Genomic DNA, 20,505 nt, shown 5'->3' on the forward strand with positions numbered 1-20,505 from the left:
GGCTCCTGTTCAATACAGAAACCAGCTTATAATTGCCTAGCTTTTTTCAAAATGTCCTTGACATAGGGTCCATTTCATAAATTACAGGGCTTTTATTTTATATATTTTAGAATTGCTTTTCAATATATATATTACTTTCTTTCTGCTCTACAATAACTTTAATTGTCTGATCCTTATTAATATAAAAAGTAACAGGTATATTTAAAGTTCCCTTTGGACTTTCTTTTAACCCTAAAACATTTATTACACCTATCTTCTTATTATGTTCACATTCTTTATGCTCGCCTTGATAAATTTCTATAGTTATTTCCTTCTCATTATCTTCTGAGTTTGTAAATGTCACAGTTTCCTTATATGGAATTGCCACATTCTTAGGAATAATCTGGGCAAAACCTCCATTATCATCTTTTAAGCCTAGAGCATGAGAATTTATGAGAGTTACCTCTAATTTTTTATTTTCAGAAGCTCTGTTGTTTAAATAGGCCCCATAAATAGCTGCCCCTTGACAGACTGCAAGTTCTGGATTTATATCTCCATATATTTTTCCTTCTCCTACAACATCATTTATAATCTCATCTATAAATTTTATTTTACTGGATCCGCCTATTTTTATCACCTTATCAACACTTCTAGGGCTTATTCCTCTTTCTTCAAACATGCCTCTTATAATTTTCTTTATTTTCTGGGTATATTCTCTAATACAGTTTTTTAGTTCGTACAATGTAACAGTACAATCCACAAAATTTCCCGGCGGCACATCAAAAGCTTGTATAAATGCACTATTGTCAAAGGATAATGCCTCTTTTGCCCTTATAACCTGTTCCATTAATTTATTTTTAGCTATGTTTTGCTGTTTTTTATCCTTACAGTTAGAAAGTCTAATTCCTTCTCTTTCTACTATGTAATTATAAAGCTCATCGTCAAAATCCATACCTCCAAGTCTATCATCACCACTTGTAGCTAAAACATTAAAAGATATCCTATTTGAAGAATTATTTAAATTAAATAATGTTAGGTCAAAAGTACCTCCTCCAAGATCAAATACCAGTATATTTTCATCTTTTAGAGCATCACTACTTAAATGGAGTCCGTAGGCCAGTGCTGCAGCTATAGGTTCTTGAATTATTCCTATTAAATTCAATCCTGCCAATTTGGCGGCCTTTATTGTATTTGAAATTTCATTTGCCCTAAAATGGTAAGGTACAGTTACCACTACTCCTTCTGATTTAAACTTTCCCTGGGGAAACATCTCTTCTACATTTCTATACAAGTACTTTAAAATTTCTGCTGATATCTCTATGGAGTTATAATCATTATCTCCCAGTTTTATAGAGGCATACTCATTTCCAATCAAACGTTTTACACCTCTACACATATTTTCAGGGTTTATAATTCCCTTCATAAATGCAATTTTGCCTATAACAAACTGACTTCCATCATTATATACCACTGAAGGAATATTATATTCCCCTTTCAGACAATATACTTCTGCCTTGGTTCCAGTCCATCTGGCAATGGAACTAAATGTTGTTCCTAAATCTATTCCTACTACAGGTGAATGTACACTATCATAAATCACTAAAATATTCCCCCCATCTTAAGTCAATTTCATCACTTCAGTTTTATTAATTCCACTTTGCGTTTCTTCAATTGTAACTTTTACTTCTTGAGAACGTCCTACTTCAAATGTAATTTTTATTTCCAATTGATATTTAGGAATAGGTTTCAGTCCTATAACTTTTACAGTGCCTACATGTTCATTATCCCTGGCTCTTTTAGCCGTCCCCTGATATACTTTAACGTCAATTTCCGTCTGATTGTCTTCATCTGTTGTAAACGTCAATGTTCTCTTTGCCGGTGTCTTCTGATTCTGGTGAATGAGTACAACAAAATCTCCTCTGGAATCTTCTACTCCAAGTGCATGGGCGGCAGCTGTTTCTATTTTTATATTCTTACTATAATTTAAGTTATCTGAAATATAGGCAGCGTATATAGCTGCTCCTTCCCCTACGCACAAACTAGGGTCAATATCTGAATAGGTCTTACCTTCTCCCACTTCATCTTCTATTATTTTATTCATTATTGGTATTTTACTGGAACCGCCCACCTTTATTATCTTGTCAATTTCATAAGGAGCTATACCTGCATTTGCTATAGTTTTCTTTATAATATTTTTAATTTTAGCTATGTAAGGCTCTATAGAAATTTCAAAATCTTTTCTTGTATACTCGGCATCTACATGTACTCCAGGTATTACATCCGGCACTGCAATATAAACACTTTCTGTAGCACTTAAAGTTTCTTTGCTCTTTATAATTGAATCAAGAAATTTTTTCTTTCCTATTTTTTTTATTTTTTCATTTTTTACACTTTCAAAATCAATTTTTTCCCTATACATTACATAATCCATAAAAGCTCTATCAAAATCCATTCCGCCTAATCTGTCATCTCCTCCTATGCCTAAAACATCAAAAAACAGATTATTTTCGTCTTCCTTTACTTTTATTATGGTTAAGTCAAAGGTACCTCCACCTAAATCAAATATTAAAAGTTTTTCTTCTCTATTTAAGTGCTTGTTTGAATGGTGAAATCCATAAGCCAGTGCTGCTGCAATAGGCTCTTGTATAATACCTAATAATTTAAGCCCTGCCATTTTAGCAGCTTCGGAAGTATTCTGAAATTGATGGGCCTTAAAATAATAGGGAACTGTAACTACTACTCCTGAGGCTTCATAAACTCCAGATGGGAACATGGATTTTACGTTATTATACAAATTCTTTAATATCATAGAGGATATTTCTATAGGATCATGTATCTTACTTCCAAGCTTTATTTTAGCATTTCTATCATCCATAAGCCTTTTTACCCCTACAATTACATTTTCAGGATTTAATATTCCACTCATAAATGCTGTATTTCCAAAAATATATTTATTGTTTTTTTCATCATAGTAAACCACAGATCTTACCATTCTTTCACCTTTTGGACTATAAGTTTCCGCCTCTTCTCCAGTCCATCTGGCTATGGAACTAAAGGTAGTTCCAAGATCTATTCCTATTACAGGTGAATTCTGAGCATCATAGGTCAATTTTCACACCTCTCCCTTTTTAAGCATCTTTAAATACCTTTTACTTACGCATTTTCAGCTGCCTTAAATTTATACGCTATAACTTGCACTTGCCGTATTATATAATTACTTCCGGTATTATAAATATCTTCCAAATATTCATATCCTTTTCTGATAACTTCCGCCACAGTTTCATCCAGCTCCTCTTTTTGTGTATGTTCTATATCTATAGCCTGATGTAAATTAAAATTTATATTTTCAGCTTTACTGGTTTTTATCTCTCTTATTTTAATATTTTCCAGCAATTCTTTTAATACTTTATCCATGTCCCCATATATATCTGATATTATATATTTTAAAGCTGTTACATTATTTGTATTTAAATATTGAATACCGGAATCCACACCATCAATTATAGGCAATAGCTGGGAATTGATAAATTTAAAATATGCCCTCACAATAGAATCCTTTTCATTTCTAATACTGGTTATAATATTATAATTTAAATTAAATACGTTGGTAATTTGTTCCTTTGTTAATTTTTGAAAATCCTCTATAATGCATAGTTTATCATAAGTTTTTTCCTCAATATTTTTCACTTTATTCAATCCCATATTTAACATGTTTTTACACATTTTATTTATCATGTTTATGCCCTTCAGTCTGTTTTTTAAAAGTTCCTTGTCTTCACCTTCCAGAATATCAATTTTATGCTCTATGCTTACATTGAATTCTTCTATGATACTAGATATATCCATACAATTTTTTTCAAGATATATAATCAGCTCCTTATTTTTTACAATCCATGTTTTGTACTCCAATAAACTTTTCTCATAGGCTATGTCATCATTTTGAAGCTGTTCTTTATATATTTTAATTTGTTGTAATTCTCTCTGTTTTTTATCTTCAATACCTGTATTGGAAGATAAATTAAAATTCAAATTATCTATAAGAGGAAATATATAAGAATTTACAAGAACAAAATATTTATCAATAAGATCATCCTTTTGTCTTATACTATCTTCTATCATATTATGATTGGCATTAATATAACTTTTAATTTGTTCCTCTGTTAAATTTTCAACATTATCCATAGTAAAAAGCTTATCATAGCTTACTTCATCTATATGAGTTATTTTATCTAACTTTATATCCAATCCATTTTTCCAAGGTACTTTTTCACTGTCTTCGTAAGCTTTTTTAATATATAATACAAGCTCTTCAATTCTAGCTATCCATTTTTTATAGTCTAGTATCACATTTTCATATGCTGCATGCTGGCTTTTAAATTCCTCTTTATATTTTTCAATTTTCTCTAAATAAAATTGAAATTTTGTATCATATCCTTCAGAAGAGTCAATAGCTGTTTCATCTATTTTTTCTTCTATATTAATTTGTTCTTCATTTTTACATTCTTCTATAGTCTGGTTTCCCTTTTCCTCTGGCTTTTCAATGTTTTCAGTTTTCTCTTCAAATGTATGTTCTTTTTGTATTTTTTCTAAACTGTCAGGTGAATTTTTAGCTAATTCATTTAGAATTTTCATATGGATATAATCTTCTCCCACGGGCTTTTTGTAATCCATATAGTCTCTTTCAAAATCATTGGATTTTTCATCATAGATGTTATTTTCCTTTTCATTATCCAATAAATTTCACCACCTTAAATTCTGTCTACTTTAAGTGTTATCCCATTGCTCTCATTATTACTTGCACAAGTTGCTTTTATCCTAATCATATTTTCTTCATTAACTTCAAATTGAACTGTTATTTTTTCCTTTCCTCTAGCACCTTGCGGTATATTCTTTAATTTGAATTCACCTATACATACAGCCTTATCAGTATCATCCTCATTTTTCTCGTTTATATATTCAACATCCTCGTCACATTGATAGATAATTATATTTAACTCCGTTTGATTGTCAAATTGTGTAGAATACTCCTTTTCTTCTACAACACATTCCCCTTCGGGTATTTCCGTTCCTTTTTCTATAAGTTTAGAAAATCTCATGCCAGAAATCATAATACCCAGATTATGAGTAACTATCTGGTTTATATTTATGTCTCCTTCCGGCTTTTCTTCACAATTGTCTATACAATCTGAAGGAACCGATAGTGTAGCTCCAAAAACGGCAGCTCCTTCTGCCACTATGGTTATAGGATTAAAATTAGAATAAGGCTCAACTCCAAACATTTCCTTTATTTTTTCCTTTATTATAGGAACTAGAGTAGAACCACCTACAAGTATAATTTTATCTATATCATCAATAGTAAGTTTTGCACTTTCTAAAGCTTTTTTTACTGTATCTTCGGTTTTATAAATTAGATTTTCTATTCTGTCATTAAATTCTTCTCTTTCAATTTCCACATCTACATTAAGCCACTCGCCTTTTTCATTTTGAATTATATTGGGTATCATAATATTGCAGGCATCTGCCTCACTTAACTCTATTTTAGTCCTTTCTGCAGCTTCTTTTAGTTTCTGCATAGCTTCTTTTAATTTTTTTCTACTTACTCCCTGATCTTTTTGTGTGTCCAATAAATCCATGCCGCATTCATCTAGAAACCTTTCATTGATAAGTTCCATTAACTTCTGGTCAAAGTCATCTCCGCCTAGCTTGTTAATACCTTCTTTTGCAAGTATTTCATAGTTGGCATTTCCCACTTCCTCAGTTTCAGCCTTTAAAATACATACATCAAAAGTACCTCCACCTAAATCATATACTAAAATATTTTGGTCTTTTGAGGAATTAAAACCATACCTGATAGCCGCCGCTACAGGTTCCTCCAGTAGGTATAATACTTCAAGGCCTGCAATTTCAGCAGCTTTTATAGTTGCCCTTTTGGCATTGTCTGTAAAATTAGCAGGTACACATATAACTGCATATTTTAACTTGCCCATGGAATCAAAATCTTCCGAATTCATGGCAGCTTCCACTATTTTTTGAATTATCTCTGATGATATCTGTTCTGGTGTATATTCCTCACCAAATACTTTAACTGTATAGTCATCTTCTCCCATATGCCTTTTTATAGATTGTATAGTATTTTCTGAATCTATTATAGCTCTTCCTTTAGCCTGCTCCCCTACAATTATGGTTTCACTATCCAAAAATGAAACCACAGAAGGTATATACTCTTTCCCATCTATTTTTATAATCCTGCTTTTGCCTTTTGTATATACGGACGCAATAGAAGTAGAGGTTCCTAAATCAATTCCTAAAACATACGAACTCTTTGTTTCCACTATACCCATAATTATCCTCCTATTTTAAATTAGCTTTTGCATCAATTTTTATTTTTTTGCCTTTTAACTTACCTTCACTCAAGTATTTATTTATTAAGTCCACATCCATATTGCCTTCATCATTTCCTGCACTGTTCATAAGTTCACTATATTCTTCTGTCATAGGTATTTCAATACTTGTAAATGTAATTATCATATTTTCATCTATCTCAAATAAGGCACATACCGGCACATTCTTTTCAGAAACATTTACTATATCAAGTTCCAGTTCTCCTAAATACTGATTTTCTTTTACAGATTTGGATTCTCCCCGGTAAATTGTTATAACTACACTTTTCTGAAGAGGTCTCGAGGTATATCCAAGTACTGAACCTTTGGCAGGCAGAGTAGATCCTCTTTTAATTATAGCTCTAAAATATAACTTGCGATTTTCATCCAGCATATCTATACCATAGGTAAATACCACTTTTTCTTTTACCATAATTTTCTTATCTAAATTAACTCCATCGAATCCATTAACTGTATGTGATCCATTAACTTCTGAACTTTCCTCATAAGTTTCAGGTACACACAGACTGGCCGCCATTATAGCTGCACCTCTTGATACCACTTCATCTACATTAGGTGCTACATAAGGATCCTTAACTGAATCCCTCACCTTCTCTTTGACTATAGGCATTTTGGTAGATCCTCCTACCAAAAGCACTCTGTCTATATCATCTCTGGTAAGATTGGCTAATTTAAGCGCATTGTAAATTTTATCAATAGTTTCTTCCAGCAGAGGTTCCACCAGTCTGTTGAATTCATCTCTTGTCAAAGCCATTTCAAAAGAATAGTCATCTATTAAGTTAGGAATTATTATTTCAACTTCTTCTAAATCTGATAAATCAATCTTTGCTTTTTCTGCATTCTCTCTTATTTTCATAAGGGCAGAAACATATTTCTTATCCTTCTTTGAAGTAATATCCACTCCTAATTCATCATTTATTTTCTTATACATCATACCACAGACTAATTCATCAAAGTCATCTCCGCCAAGCCTTGAATTTCCATCTACAGCCAATACTTCAAATTCATTATTTTCTACTTTCATTATTGAAATATCAAATGTACCTCCACCTAAATCATATACCATTATAATTTGATCTCTGTGCTGATCAATACCATAATCTAAAGCTGCAGCTGTTGGTTCTGGCATAAGTCTTAGTACATTAAGTCCAGCTTTTTCTGCTGCTCTTTTGGTAGCTTCCCTCTGTTCGGAAGTAAAGTATGCAGGTACAGTTATTACTGCCTGCTGTATTTTTTCTCCTAATACACTACCTGCTTTTTCTTTTATTGTCTTTAGTATATAATAAGCCACATCTTCTGGAGTAAACACTTCTGTTCCTAAATCATAGGTTGTATCTTTTCCCATATCCCTTTTAGTGGAACACACAGACGTTTCCGGAGACAACATCATTCTGGCCTTAGCCTGACTTCCTACAATAATTTCTCTATCTCTTATAGATAGAACAGAAGGAAAAATATTCTTTCCATCAATAGGCACTACTTCTGCTCTTCCCCTTTTCAAATATGAGACAACTGAATTTGTAGTCCCTAAATCTATACCTACAACTACTGACACATAACTTCACCCTTTCAAATTATTTCTCATCTAAAAACTCAATATTAATTTGATTAATGCTCACCATTAAAATTTTACCATTATATTATTTATTTTTCCAAAACTTTTTACTTTTAAGTTTATTGTGAACTGATCTTTTTCAATACATACATAATTATAATTTATTTTTCTAAAATACTTATAAATAAAAAAAGCAAATTTATATTTGCTGAATAACATCAAATATGTCCTATAAATTTAGGTATTTGAAAATAAACAACAAGTCAAAAATGCTTTGGGTATTTTATTTAGACATAGAAACAAACTCCTTTAGCGTTTAACTATAACAAGGAGGCTTGTTTAACATTATACTGTAAAACAAGCTATTTAATTAGTCATTACTTTGAGTATACTTTACTCCAAATTCTTCACATAATGTAGCCAATCCACTTTTAAATCCTTTACTTATTTCTTTGAACTCCCAGTTTCTTATATATTTATACAACTCTCCTATAATCACACCAGTTTCATCAGAAAATTTTTCACTTAAATTATATTTTAATAATTCTTCATTATTATTTGAGTTAACTATTCTAATATAACAACTAACACCTTGTCCAAAACTTTGATGCTTAACCCCAGCCCTATATATTGTAGCTGCAAAAGTTATCTTAGAAATATCAGAAGGTATATAAGCTAAGTCTACAATTATTTGTTCACCCTTTCCATCACCTAAAAGGTTATCACCTAAATGTTCAACGGCTCCTGAAGGATGTTTCAAATTATTATAAAATACAAAATCGGAATCTTTATGGACTTTTCCATCTTTCCCAAGGCAGAAAGCTGCTATATCTAAATCAATATCTCTATTATCTGCATTTGTATCCCATTGCAATTCTACTAATATTTTTCTCAATAAACTATTATCTTCTATAAAATCATCTGCATTTTCCGTTTTTTTTATCATTATTCCCATATAACATGCCTCCACTTAAAGATTGAGCATTTTTATTTTCGATTTTATTATACTTTTGCAACAGATATTTGTCAATTTCCATTAGCCTTATGAATACCTTATCTTAAATAAAATTCAACATGAAGAAATTACTTTAATTTAAGTTTAAAATTATTATTAATCAAGTGTACTTACTTTACGTAAAGGATTACTATAAATGGTTTAACTCTCTTCCCAGACTTTCTCTCCTTCTTTATTAATATAAATATATTTGTTCTTGGATATTACCATAGCTAATCCATTAGAAAAATTATTTATGTGTTCAAATTCAGGCTTGACTACAAATTTTCCGGTTTTATCAATACATCCCCACTTATCTTCTATTTTTACAAAAGCTCTTTCTTCTTTAAAATTAAGTGCATCATCAAAAGCCGGCTCTATAATAACCTTATCTTGCCTATCTATATAACCCCACTTTTTATCTATCTTTACATTGGCTAATCCCTCTGAAAAGCCATCTGCAATATCATACTTGGGTTCTATTAATAGTTTTCCGGCTCTATCCATGAATCCATATTTAAAATTTGACATAACCTGAGCTAAATTTTCATGAAAATCAAAAACACAATCGAAATTACATTTTAACACTACATTACCTTCCCTATCAATATATTCCCAATGTTCTCCTTCATTTACTCTGGCAATTCCTTCCGAGAAACCAAAAGCATTTTCATATATGGGATCTATAACACAGTTCCCTTTTTCATCCATAAAACCATATTTTTTATTTTTCATAACAAGTGCTAGTCCATTAGAAAATTCATCAATAAAACTGAACCTTGGCTGTACTACTATATTTCCTTCTTTATCTATAATACCCCATTTATCATTTATCCTTATAGAAGCAAATCCATCACAAAAATTCCACGCTTCATCATAATTATAATCTATTACTGTTTCTCCGTTTGTATTTATGTACCCCCATTTTTTACCTATTTGAGTAGATGCTAAATCCTCATTAAAATCCCATGCATATTGAAATATAGGATTTATAATAGTTTTACCCATTCTATTAATATATCCCCACTTCTGATTAACTTTAATTCTAAATAAGTTTACATATTCCTCCATATAAATTCCCTCCCAATTATAAGTGCTTTAATTTTATATAACTACTCATTTAAATTTAATTTTAACACATCTCCAAATTAAATTAAATAAAAAAGTCAGAATTTTCAACGCTTAACGTCAGATTATTCCTCACTAATTGCTAGTAAGTCCTTTAGATAACTTAATATCAAATAATGTGGATATAAAAACTACATTACATGATTAAATTGTTTATATTATAAGATTTATATGGTACAATAGAAGTTGTAATAATCCAAGGGTAATATTTAATGTATTTAGGTAATATATTATTTTGTATAAATACTAATTAGTTGCTCATAAGGAATATTTTATACCTTAATTTTTATTATGTGAAAATTTTTATTATAATATAAAAGGAGTAACAAACATGGATAATTTAACAACTTTTTTACTAGGAGCCTTACAAATTACTTTACTAGATATAGTTTTAAGTGGAGATAACATAGGTGTTATAGCTCTAGCAACTAGGGACCTGCCAAAAAAGTACGCTAAATCCGCATCAATTATCGGAGTATTTGCTGCAATCTTTCTAAGGATATTATTTGCTTGTCTCATTACTTATATACTACTTATAGAATGGCTTCCTATAAAATTAATCGGTGGAATTTTACTTATAAAAATCACATGGGATTTTATAAAACCAGAATCACCAAAATTGGAATATGCAGTCCCAAATACACCAAATAAATATTGGAAAGCAGTTTCCAGCATAGTTTTGGCAGACGTAGCCATGAGTTTAGATAATGTGCTTGCAATTGCAGGAGCAGCCCAAGGGCATATAGTTCTTATAATATTTGGCCTGGCACTTAACATTCCTATTATATTTTTTGGAAGTCAGTATGTAGCAAAACTTATGAACAAGCACCCTATAATTATATATATAGGAGGTGCAATACTTGCCCATACATCTTTCAAAATGTTCCTTGAAGATAACCTTCTACATAACTTTACTTCTCCTGTAATGATAAATATAATATCTTTTGGTTCTGCCATAATAGTGTTATTATATGGTTTATATATTATAAACAAGCCAGTGTCCTACTCCTTAAAAGAATTTAAAGATCAGCATTTTTAAAATTAATAATATAAGGATCTGCAGCAAAATAGAATATATTTTACAATAGATCCTTATAAATCTTCATTGTACAAATCATTATATACTATTTTAAATACCTCTAATGATTCCTCAATTTTATCTTTTAAAAGACTTTTCCTGTTTGCTAGTTCACAAATTCCCAAATCCGTTATGGTATATATTTTCTGCATTTTACTTTTGGAATAATCCCACTTTCCCTCAATCAATTTATCTTTTTCCAATTTCTTCAGGAGTGGATAAATTCCCCCAGTGCTTGGAATCCACCTGCCTCCGGTTCTTTCTCCTATTTTATGAGATATATCGTTTCCATTAGTAGCATTGGCTCTTAAAATATAAAGTACATATATAGGGAGAAGTCCCTTGGTAAAAACCTGCCCTACAGCTTCCTGTTGTTTTTTTACTTTATTTAACTCCGCAAGTTTTTTCTTATACTCTTCATATAAAAGCTTCTCTTTTTCCTCAGTACCTCTTTTAAAATTAAACTTACTCATAAAAATTATTCTTCCTCAAACAGTACTAATCCTACCAACCCTGGTCCACTATGTACACCGGATACAGGGCTTAAAGCCCCTCCAAAAACTGATGAAACTACATTTGGATGTTCTTTTAACTGTTGAAACATTTTTTTTGAATCCTCCAGTGCACAGCCATGCACAACACATAATCTACATTTTTTGGTTTTAAGGATCTTTTCTCCAATTTCAATCATTCTATTTAAAGATTTTTTTCTTCCTCTTACCTTATCATAAGTATAATATTTACCGTCATTTATATCAATAGATACTATAGGTTTTATATTTAAAAGTTCTGCAATAGTACCTGCCACCTTACCTATTCTACCGCCTTTTTTCAAATACTCTAAGGTATCAACTACAAAAAATAAGTTTACTCTTTTTCTTATGTCAGATATTCTATTAACTATTTCATCAAAGCCAATGCCTCTTTCTATAAGTTTTCCGCACTCTTCTACTATTAGACCCTCTCCCATGGAAATAGATTTAGAATCAAATACATAAGTTTTGATTTTAGGATGATTTTCACTGACCAATTTTATTCCATTATAAATTCCTGTTAAGCCTGCCGAAAGTGTTATGGCTATGGCATGAGTATAACCTTCTTTTTCTAAATTTTCAAATAATTTTTCCATTTCGCTAATAGAAGGTATTGAAGATGTGGGAATTTCTCTATGTAAATTATTATACACATACTCTGGAGCTATATCTATTTTATCCGTAAACTCTCTATCTTTATATATTATTCTATAATGAAGCATTTTTACATTATATTTTTTTATAATACTATCAGGTAAATCACTAGTACTATCCGCTATTAATGCGATTTTATCCAAATTTCGTTCCTCCCATTCTTTAAGCATCTGAAAATCAAATGATTGTCATATTTTAAATATAAATAATTATATCATTTTTTCATCTATTATCAATACTGATATATCAATATTGATAATAAATAAGTTACAACACAAAAGAACTCAGATTTTTGATATTTTTGGAGGTAACTTTTATCAAAATTCTAAGTCCTTTAAAATCTATATTTGTATTTAGATAATAATTAATTTTATCCGAACGCTACCCATTGCTAACACCCCCTGACCTTCTTCAAAGTGGGGGATAAGCACTGCTACGCACCTGGATAAGTTCTTCTCCTAAAGGATAACGTATTCTAAGTGCTGAAGACACTAAGAATACTGTTAATAAGGTTCAGATGGAGAAAAGTATTTCTCATAAGCAAACTCCACCTGAACCTAAGAATCACTTGATTTTTTAACTTCACTGTAATCTACATCTATAATTTTTTTATATTGAGAATTAAATGGTTCTTCCCTATCTTTTTCTATGTTCTCTTTATTTTCACTTTTAAATATATGCTTTCTTTTATTTTTAAAATATTTCTTAACTGTTAGAAATAAAAACAGTATGGCTGCTGTCATTGCTAATAAAGGTATTATTCTTATAAGCGTAAATACTATAACTAATGCCAATATTATTTTACAAATTACAACAAAGTTTTTACCTGCAAAATCCATATTATTTCCTCTCTTTTCTATTTTAAAAAATTAAATTCTTTATAATTTTCTCCACTATTATTTATAAATTAATTATACCACATAATCTCAAAAAGTAGTATGAAATAACCCTTGGCAATTATTAGTATTTTCGTTTCTTTTTGTGAATATCCTGTACTTTTTTTTTAAACTCTCTGAAATCTGTAAATATCAAAACTATTAAACTTATGGGCATAGCAAATATGAATATGATGATCATAACCTGCAGTATATCTTTTATTACCATGGTTGAATTTTTCCTTTCAAAACAAAACTCTTCCCTGATAAATACTATGCCTGAGATTTGAAACATATACTAATGCATTTTAATTAATAGTTAAGAGTTATTGAAAGACAGGACCCCCAATAGTCCTGTCTTTATGTTGTAAATATTTAAATCTTATCTATTTTTCTTCGGTAAAAGTCTTTATTAAATTGTGATTTAACAAATCATCACAATACCCTAATTCCTTTGTGTACTGGTTTTTTTCCTCTTTCAATTGCTGGGTTTCATCTATCCTATCTCCTGACTCTAAGTCGTAGTAAGTATTGGTCCACGACACATACAAATTTTTTCCATCTATAAAAGAACCATTTCTAAAAATAACTTTTCCACTATCTCCATTAAGCATGTCCTTTCCAAACATATAATTTTGAGGCAAATTATATAGATTGGCCAGGGTAGGATATAAATCCATCTGACAGGTGTATTTATGATTTACCCCTGCATATTTATCATCTGGAAAATGCAGTAATAAAGGTACCTCCTGATATTTAAACCAAGTGTAATCATCACTTTTTTCCGTATTCTCAAATTTAAAAAGTTCTGCTGCATTGTCCTTAGGGATAGCAAAATGATCTCCATATAGTGCTATAATAGAATTATCCATAATTCCATCCTTTTCAAGATTATCCAAAAATTCTCCCAGCTGAGCATCTGTGTAATGTATAGCCTTCAAGTAGTTTCCCATAAGAGTTCCTTCATATTCACCTACATCAAAATCCCCATATTTATCTACAGCTTCATATGGAAAATGGCTGGTTAAAGTAACTAAAAAAGCATAATAAGGTTGTTTGAAACTCTCAAGTTTTTCTAAAGATTGATTTAAAAATGACTTATCACTAAGACCCAATCCTATCGTTTCATCTACATTAAAACTGTGCTGTCCAAAAAAGTCATCAAAATCCTGAGCTTTATACATAACATTTCTATTCCAAAATCCTTCAGTATTTCCATGAAGAGCAGCAGTATAATAATTTTTATCTTTTAAAGCACTAGCTAGAGAATCATATTTATTTCCGCTGTAGGTATAATAAGCTGCTCCTGACTGTGCAGGATAAAGAGAGTTATTAGACATAAATTCCGCATCGGATGTATTTCCCCCTGCAACTTGGTAGTAATAATTATCAAAATACATACATTTGTTTAACCACCTGTTTAAATTTGGGGTTATCTCCTGCCCATTTATCTTCTGGTTTATTACAAAATTTTGAAGTGCTTCCACTTGAATTACTATCAAATTTTTTCCTTCTGCTTCACCTTTAAAATTAACTTCTCCTGTACTCTTATTATTATTTTCTAAAAAAGTCTTAATCTCATTTTCCCTGTCCTCAGGCAACTTTTTAGAATTCTTAACACTGGTACTTATATAATTATATGAATCCACCATATGAAAATTTATATTTCCTATCATGGTAGTAAGATATATTCTATTACTCATAGCTGTTAATAATGTAGGTTGTTCTTTAGACACCCAGTAAAAAACAACCGCATTAGAAGTGGCACCTAAGATAAATACTACTAAAAAATTCAGCAGCCTTTTTGATATATGCCTTACATTTTTTCTTTTTTTCTTATAAAACCTGGCTATAGGTAATAAAATAGCTATATCCAATAAATAATACAGATCTTTAATGTTTGCCACGCTGCTTACACTGGAAGATACCCCTTGAAGTAACTTAGCATTCTTTACTGCCGCTACCGTAGTAATATCCTTAAAATATCTATAATACATTAAATCAGCTATAAGTATTAAACTTATTATTATATCTAATATATATAAAAAATTAACTCTGCTTTTTTCCCTAAAAATAAAAGAAAAGCTAATTAATATCAATATAGAAGCAGTTATAGGAAAAATTACATAGGAAGCCAGATAGCTGGGTGATATATCTTTGGCATATGACATTAATTTCACACAAACTATTGTAAAAAATAAAATCACATCCATATTATTAAATAAAAACTCAAATAGCAATTTGAATAATTTACTATTTTTTATATCCTCAAAATTCATTGTCTTTCCTCTCCACGAACTGTTTTAAATTCCTTAAAAGGAATTTTACAATATATACATGGCACTTACATGTCAAGTTCATTAATAAATTGTTAATAATATTATAACATAAATAAAACAAATATTTATATTACTATAACTTATCCATTATAAAATAAAATTTTACACCAATATCTGTATTTTGTACACCATAATCATACCCATGGAGCATTAATATATTTTTTACTATAGAAAGTCCAAGACCTGTTCCCCCTAATTTTCTATTTCTAGATTTGTCTAACTTATAGAAGTTATTCCACAATTTATTCAATTCTTCTTCTGGTATGTTTTTACCTGTATTTTCTACAGCCACAATAATTTTATCACTTTCCTTATTTTCTATAGTAAAATTTATATCTCCTCCTTCCTCTGTATTCTTTATGGCATTAGTTATAAAATTATCTATAACCTGTTCCATTCTATCCCAGTCCGCATATACTTTAGCTTTTGGAATCATATGAAAATTTATTGTTATATTTTTGTCTTTTATAACCTTGGAAAACTTTTTTAAAACAGATACTATAAACTCATCCATAAAAAATTTCTCTCTATCAAGTTTAAGCACTCCAGATTCTAAATGGGATAGTTGCAGCATACCTGCTACCAGATTTCCCATTTTATTACTTTCGTCTATTATAATGTCAATATAGTAATCTTTTTCACCAGAATCAAATATGTCGTCCTTTAATCCTTCTGCATATCCTCCTATTAAATTTATAGGTGTTTTAAGTTCATGAGAAACTGAGGCTATAAATTCTTTTCTAATTTTATCTATTTCTCTTTCTTTTTCTATATCTTCTTCTAACTTGGTATTGGCTTTTTTAAGGGATGTCAATGCTTTATCCAGATTATACGCTAAAAAATTCAAGGTATTTGCTAAATTTCCTATTTCATCTTCATTTTTAATGTTACACTTTTCCGTAAAATCCATCATGGCCATCTTTTTTGCAGTATCATTTAATTTAACCAATGGTTTTGAAACCGTATTTGTATATATCAGGGATAAGATTAAAATCAACACCACTGCGCCTATATAAAAATAAATGTAAAATTCTTTTATTACAGAAGATGCTTCATCCACTGGCTGAAGAGAAGTCATTGCAAATATTATTTCCTGCTTTTTATTATCTGGAACCGCTGTTACTATATTTCTGATTCCATTAATTTTTCTTTCCGTAATCACTGTCATAGGTTTATCATATTTTTTCATTTCATCCAATAAGTTAGAATCTCTAATCCAGGTGATTATAATATCATGTATAATTTTTACTCTCACCTCGTCATAATCTTTATTATCTAACTTTGTTATATAATTCATTTTTCCTTCATTATCCATTATAACTATTTTAGCATTGTTATTATCTTCAAATTTCCTTATAAGCTCTGTTACCTCATCATCATTTTCCGCATTATTGTAAGATATTTCAAATTTCTTAACTGAACTTTCTATAATACTTTTCTTTTTGCCTATATAGAATTTTCCAAAAAATAAAGATTGAAAAGTTAGAGTACTACTTATAAATATAATAAATATTAAAGCAGTAACTATAAATAATTTCCATGTTATATTTTTTCTTATTTTTTCTATAAACTTATTTTTCCACATAGTATTACCTATCTTCATTCTTTTCTTACCTCAAATTTATAGCCTACTCCCCTAACTGTTGTTATTAAATAGGCCTTAGCCCCCAGCTTTTCCCTAAGCCTCTTTACGTGAGTATCAACTGTTCTAAGGTCTCCATAATAATCTACACCCCATATAGCATCTAAAATTTTTTCTCTGCTCAAAACTATATCCTTATTTTTTATTAAATAACATAAAAATTCAAATTCCTTTGGAGAAAGATATATATTCTCTCCATCTATTTTAACTTCATGACCTTCTTCATTTATCAAAAGTCCGTCATATGTATTTTCTTTAGCATTATTATTAACTTCAGCATAATAAGTCCGTCTTAAAAGAGCCTTTATTTTTGCTACTAAAATTTTAGGGCTCACTGGTTTTGTCACATAGCTATCTGTGCCCAGCTGGAATCCTAAGAGTTGATCTTCATCCTCCGCCCTGGCCGTAAGCATAATTATAGGAACATTTGAAATTTTTCTAAGTTCTCTACATACAGTCCATCCGTCCATTAGAGGCATCATTATATCCAATACCACTAAATCCACATCATTTTCTTTAAATTTTTCAAGAGCTTCCTTACCATTTTCAGCTAGGATCACTTCCAATCCTTCTCTTTTCAAATATGCTTCTATAAGGAATCTCATTCTCTCTTCATCATCTACCATCAAAACAGTTTTATTCATTGTAAATATCTCCTAAATATAATATTTTTTAAACAAAATCCCATACTTTCAAGTATAGGATTTTGAAATAATTTCTATAATGTTAATAAAACTTTATTTTATCCCAGCGCGGCAATCAGCTGATATTCCCATCTTCTCCAAAGTGGGGAATAAGCAAACTCCAGCTGAACCTTAGAATCACTTGATCTTTTCTGCATACTCATACAATTCTTTTACACTTTCTGTTAGATACTTATCTACAACTGAAGCTTCATCTATATGTACTGTGATTTGATCATTGGTATCCTGTAATATCTTATCTATAGTATCTATCTTTTCCATAACCTGCCCTACATTTTCTATTTGCATAGACATGGTGTCCGTCAAATTTCCTACTATATTCTCAAGAGTTTTAAAAGAATTTAAAGTATCATCAATTTTTTCTTTAGCTTCTCTTGAAATTTCAATACCACTAGAAATCACTTCTGTATTTTTTTCTGCATCCTTTAAAACATTTTTAGTTTCTTCATTAATGGTGTTTATTAAAATAGATATATCCTTGGTGCTATTCCCCGTTATTTCCGCTAACTTTTTCACTTCTTCTGCAACAACAGCAAATCCTCTTCCACTTTCTCCTGCCCTTGCTGCCTCAATAGCTGCATTCAGTGCCAATAAATTAGTTTGACTTGCTATTCCACTTATAAGATTGGTTATCTCATTTACTTTATTAAATCTCTCTGCTAATTCACTCATACTATGAAATGTATCTTTTATCTGGCCTTCTAAAGATGTTATTATATCCATAATAGATTCCACAGCTTCTCTTCCTTTTATAGACTTTTCAATGATACTTTCAGTTATATTATGGAGCTTATTTCCCTCTTTATACAGTTCATTAGTAGAATCTTTTGTTTGATTTGTTATATGAGATATACTTTTCATATAATTTTTTATATCCTCTGTAAGTTCAGCCAAAATTTCGTGTTCACTATTTACTGCATTATGTTGATCTATTATATCTTCTATTTTTTTATGCAACTGTTTTAAAAATTCAAAGGTTTGTCGATTTATATCATTTTTCTTTTTTTCATATTTTTGTTGATATTGAATTTCAATTTCACCAGAATCGAAATTAGATACAGCATTATTTTTTAACCCAAAAAAACCCATATTGCTCATCTTTCCCTTCTTATTTTCTAAATCACCCTATTTCTTAATATAATAATATAAGAAATAAAGTGATTTGTACAGCATTGATTATGTATAAAAAAATGATAAAAACATTAAAAAGGGTATATATCCCTCTTTAATGTTTCCTCTAAAGATACAGATATGTTTAATATTTCATCCGATCGCTACCACTGCTAACACCCCCATCTTCTATCAAAGTGGGGGATAAGCACTGCTACGCGCCTGGATAAGTTCTTCTAAGGTTCAGCTGGAAAAAAGCAGTTCTCATAAGGAAACTCCACCTGAACCTAAGAATCACTTGATAATGCTTCAATACAATTTGTTGCAAATTACATTATTCCTGATTCACAGCATTAATATAATTATTGTAAATATTCTCAAGATATTTATCTGGTTCAGGCATAGGATATTTTTTACCTTTTTTACTTAACCTTTTATGGTCTTTATAACGTTTAACTATACTATCCCAATCTTCAGGATAGTTTTCTTTAAAGTTTTTTACAAATTTCTCCAAATTTAAATCTTTTCCTAAATCGCTAAATATTTTTCCTATTTTGTTTTTTTTATCCTTTATTATTTGCGATTTTACAACATGCTTGTTCCCCACAACACATTCACCTCTTTCTTAACTTAATATACTATATTCTTCTTTTTTCTAATAATTCCTTTAATATTTATAGAATTTTTCAAAAATTTTAAATGTTAATAAATATCACAATAGTTGTTTATAATCTTTATTATAATATTGCACAATTTTAAGGGAATTTAAACAATAAAATTTATATTAAAATTAAACAAACTCCTTAACCTTGCATACGATTTTGTCTATGATTTTATCAACACATTCATTCATAATAAGGTGTTTATCCTCATCAAAAATCAGCATTTCTTTATGGGGAGCATTTATTAACTCAAAAATTTTTTTAGTATAATCAAGAGGGAATAATGGATCTTTTTTTGCCGCTATAACTACAACAGGACATTTTATACTCCCATCATATACCTGTTTTAAGTCGGCACAAAACAGACTGGTTAAAAAATAAACAGGATACTTCATAAATCCAATGGGATCATTATCTAGCTTTTTATAAATCTCTTTATTTTCCGTAACTTTATTCACATCTAGATAAAAAGAAACATGTAATTGTAGTCTAGGAACAAGCTTTCCTGCCAACTTCATTGCCATAACAAGCAATTTATATATATGTTTAAAATTATTTGGAAATCTTGTTACACAAATTGAATCTGGAAGAGCCGGAATCAAAATATTATGTGGAAAGGCAGCCTTAATTCTGCTATCAAGACCAGCTAATGCTATAGTCAAAATCCCACCTTGACTTGAACCCATAATAAATATTTTGTCATTAAACCTACGTACAGCATATGAAATAGCATCCTTTCCATTTTGAACCATTTCATCAAAGCTATATAGCTTCTTTGAAATGGACCCTATGTCAAGGACATTTTGAAAAAAGCTAGGCAATTATAAGCTGGTTTCTGTATTGAACAGGAG

The 20,505-nt window shown here is 30.0% G+C and carries 17 protein-coding genes; 1 reads left to right on the top strand and 16 read right to left on the bottom strand.

The genetic code is table 11. The features are described 5' to 3' along the window. Positions 1-106: 106 nt before the first annotated feature. From ACJDU8_RS22725 to ACJDU8_RS22755, 7 genes are all read right to left on the bottom strand, one after another. Positions 107-1,579 carry an Hsp70 family protein gene (locus tag ACJDU8_RS22725; RefSeq protein ID WP_406794468.1) on the bottom strand — a complete coding sequence of 491 codons (1,473 nt, stop codon included), beginning with the start codon at positions 1,577-1,579 and terminating at the stop codon, positions 107-109. Between the two features lie 18 nt (positions 1,580-1,597). Beyond that, positions 1,598-3,088, bottom strand: a complete 1,491-nt coding sequence (locus ACJDU8_RS22730) for an Hsp70 family protein (RefSeq protein ID WP_406794469.1) — start codon at positions 3,086-3,088, stop codon at positions 1,598-1,600. Between the two features lie 44 nt (positions 3,089-3,132). Next, positions 3,133-4,713 carry a hypothetical protein gene (locus ACJDU8_RS22735; RefSeq protein ID WP_406794470.1) on the bottom strand — a complete coding sequence of 527 codons (1,581 nt, stop codon included), beginning with the start codon at positions 4,711-4,713 and terminating at the stop codon, positions 3,133-3,135. Between the two features lie 14 nt (positions 4,714-4,727). Then, a complete protein-coding gene (locus ACJDU8_RS22740) occupies positions 4,728-6,320 on the bottom strand; it encodes an Hsp70 family protein (protein WP_406794471.1) in 1,593 nt (530 codons plus the stop codon). Positions 6,321-6,330: 10 nt separating this feature from the next. Further along, entirely contained in the window at positions 6,331-7,935 is a 1,605-nt protein-coding gene (locus tag ACJDU8_RS22745) for an Hsp70 family protein (protein WP_406794472.1), read from the bottom strand. 370 nt (positions 7,936-8,305) lie between these two features. Next, the gene (locus tag ACJDU8_RS22750) at positions 8,306-8,890 is read right to left on the bottom strand and encodes a TerD family protein (protein WP_406794473.1); all 585 of its coding nucleotides are present in this window, start codon (positions 8,888-8,890) and stop codon (positions 8,306-8,308) included. A 201-nt stretch (positions 8,891-9,091) separates the two neighbouring features. Next, complete coding sequence (locus tag ACJDU8_RS22755; RefSeq protein WP_406794474.1) at positions 9,092-10,000, bottom strand: WG repeat-containing protein; 909 nt, start codon at positions 9,998-10,000, stop codon at positions 9,092-9,094. A gap of 388 nt (positions 10,001-10,388) precedes the next feature. On the opposite strand from ACJDU8_RS22755, the gene ACJDU8_RS22760 reads away from it, so the two are divergent. After that, positions 10,389-11,096: a TerC family protein gene (locus ACJDU8_RS22760; protein ID WP_406794475.1), complete on the top strand. Its 708-nt coding sequence runs from the start codon at positions 10,389-10,391 to the stop codon at positions 11,094-11,096. A gap of 53 nt (positions 11,097-11,149) precedes the next feature. Here the strand turns inward: ACJDU8_RS22760 and ACJDU8_RS22765 are convergent, their stop codons facing one another. From ACJDU8_RS22765 to ACJDU8_RS22805, 9 genes are all read right to left on the bottom strand, one after another. Then, positions 11,150-11,608 carry a PadR family transcriptional regulator gene (locus ACJDU8_RS22765; RefSeq protein ID WP_406794476.1) on the bottom strand — a complete coding sequence of 153 codons (459 nt, stop codon included), beginning with the start codon at positions 11,606-11,608 and terminating at the stop codon, positions 11,150-11,152. A 5-nt stretch (positions 11,609-11,613) separates the two neighbouring features. Then, positions 11,614-12,465 (bottom strand): DegV family protein, encoded by an 852-nt coding sequence (locus ACJDU8_RS22770; protein WP_406794477.1) that lies wholly within the window; start codon positions 12,463-12,465, stop codon positions 11,614-11,616. 414 nt (positions 12,466-12,879) lie between these two features. After that, positions 12,880-13,161: a hypothetical protein gene (locus tag ACJDU8_RS22775; protein WP_406794478.1), complete on the bottom strand. Its 282-nt coding sequence runs from the start codon at positions 13,159-13,161 to the stop codon at positions 12,880-12,882. A 422-nt stretch (positions 13,162-13,583) separates the two neighbouring features. Next, positions 13,584-15,476: an LTA synthase family protein gene (locus tag ACJDU8_RS22780; RefSeq protein WP_406794479.1), complete on the bottom strand. Its 1,893-nt coding sequence runs from the start codon at positions 15,474-15,476 to the stop codon at positions 13,584-13,586. A 133-nt stretch (positions 15,477-15,609) separates the two neighbouring features. Beyond that, positions 15,610-17,139: a HAMP domain-containing sensor histidine kinase gene (locus ACJDU8_RS22785; protein WP_406794480.1), complete on the bottom strand. Its 1,530-nt coding sequence runs from the start codon at positions 17,137-17,139 to the stop codon at positions 15,610-15,612. After that, a complete protein-coding gene (locus ACJDU8_RS22790) occupies positions 17,136-17,822 on the bottom strand; it encodes a response regulator transcription factor (protein ID WP_406794481.1) in 687 nt (228 codons plus the stop codon). Before ACJDU8_RS22790 ends, ACJDU8_RS22785 begins: the two co-directional genes overlap by 4 nt. A gap of 177 nt (positions 17,823-17,999) precedes the next feature. Further along, on the bottom strand, positions 18,000-18,980 hold the full coding sequence (locus tag ACJDU8_RS22795; RefSeq protein ID WP_406794482.1) for a methyl-accepting chemotaxis protein: 981 nt from the start codon (positions 18,978-18,980) through the stop codon (positions 18,000-18,002). A gap of 346 nt (positions 18,981-19,326) precedes the next feature. After that, positions 19,327-19,599, bottom strand: coding sequence for a hypothetical protein (locus ACJDU8_RS22800; RefSeq protein ID WP_406794483.1), 273 nt, complete (start codon positions 19,597-19,599; stop codon positions 19,327-19,329). Between the two features lie 183 nt (positions 19,600-19,782). After that, positions 19,783-20,475, bottom strand: coding sequence for an alpha/beta hydrolase (locus tag ACJDU8_RS22805; protein ID WP_406794484.1), 693 nt, complete (start codon positions 20,473-20,475; stop codon positions 19,783-19,785). Between the last annotated feature and the right edge of the window lie 30 nt (positions 20,476-20,505).

This window comes from Candidatus Clostridium eludens (genome assembly GCF_045310515.1).
Classification (GTDB): domain Bacteria; phylum Bacillota; class Clostridia; order Clostridiales; family Clostridiaceae; genus Clostridium_B; species Clostridium_B eludens.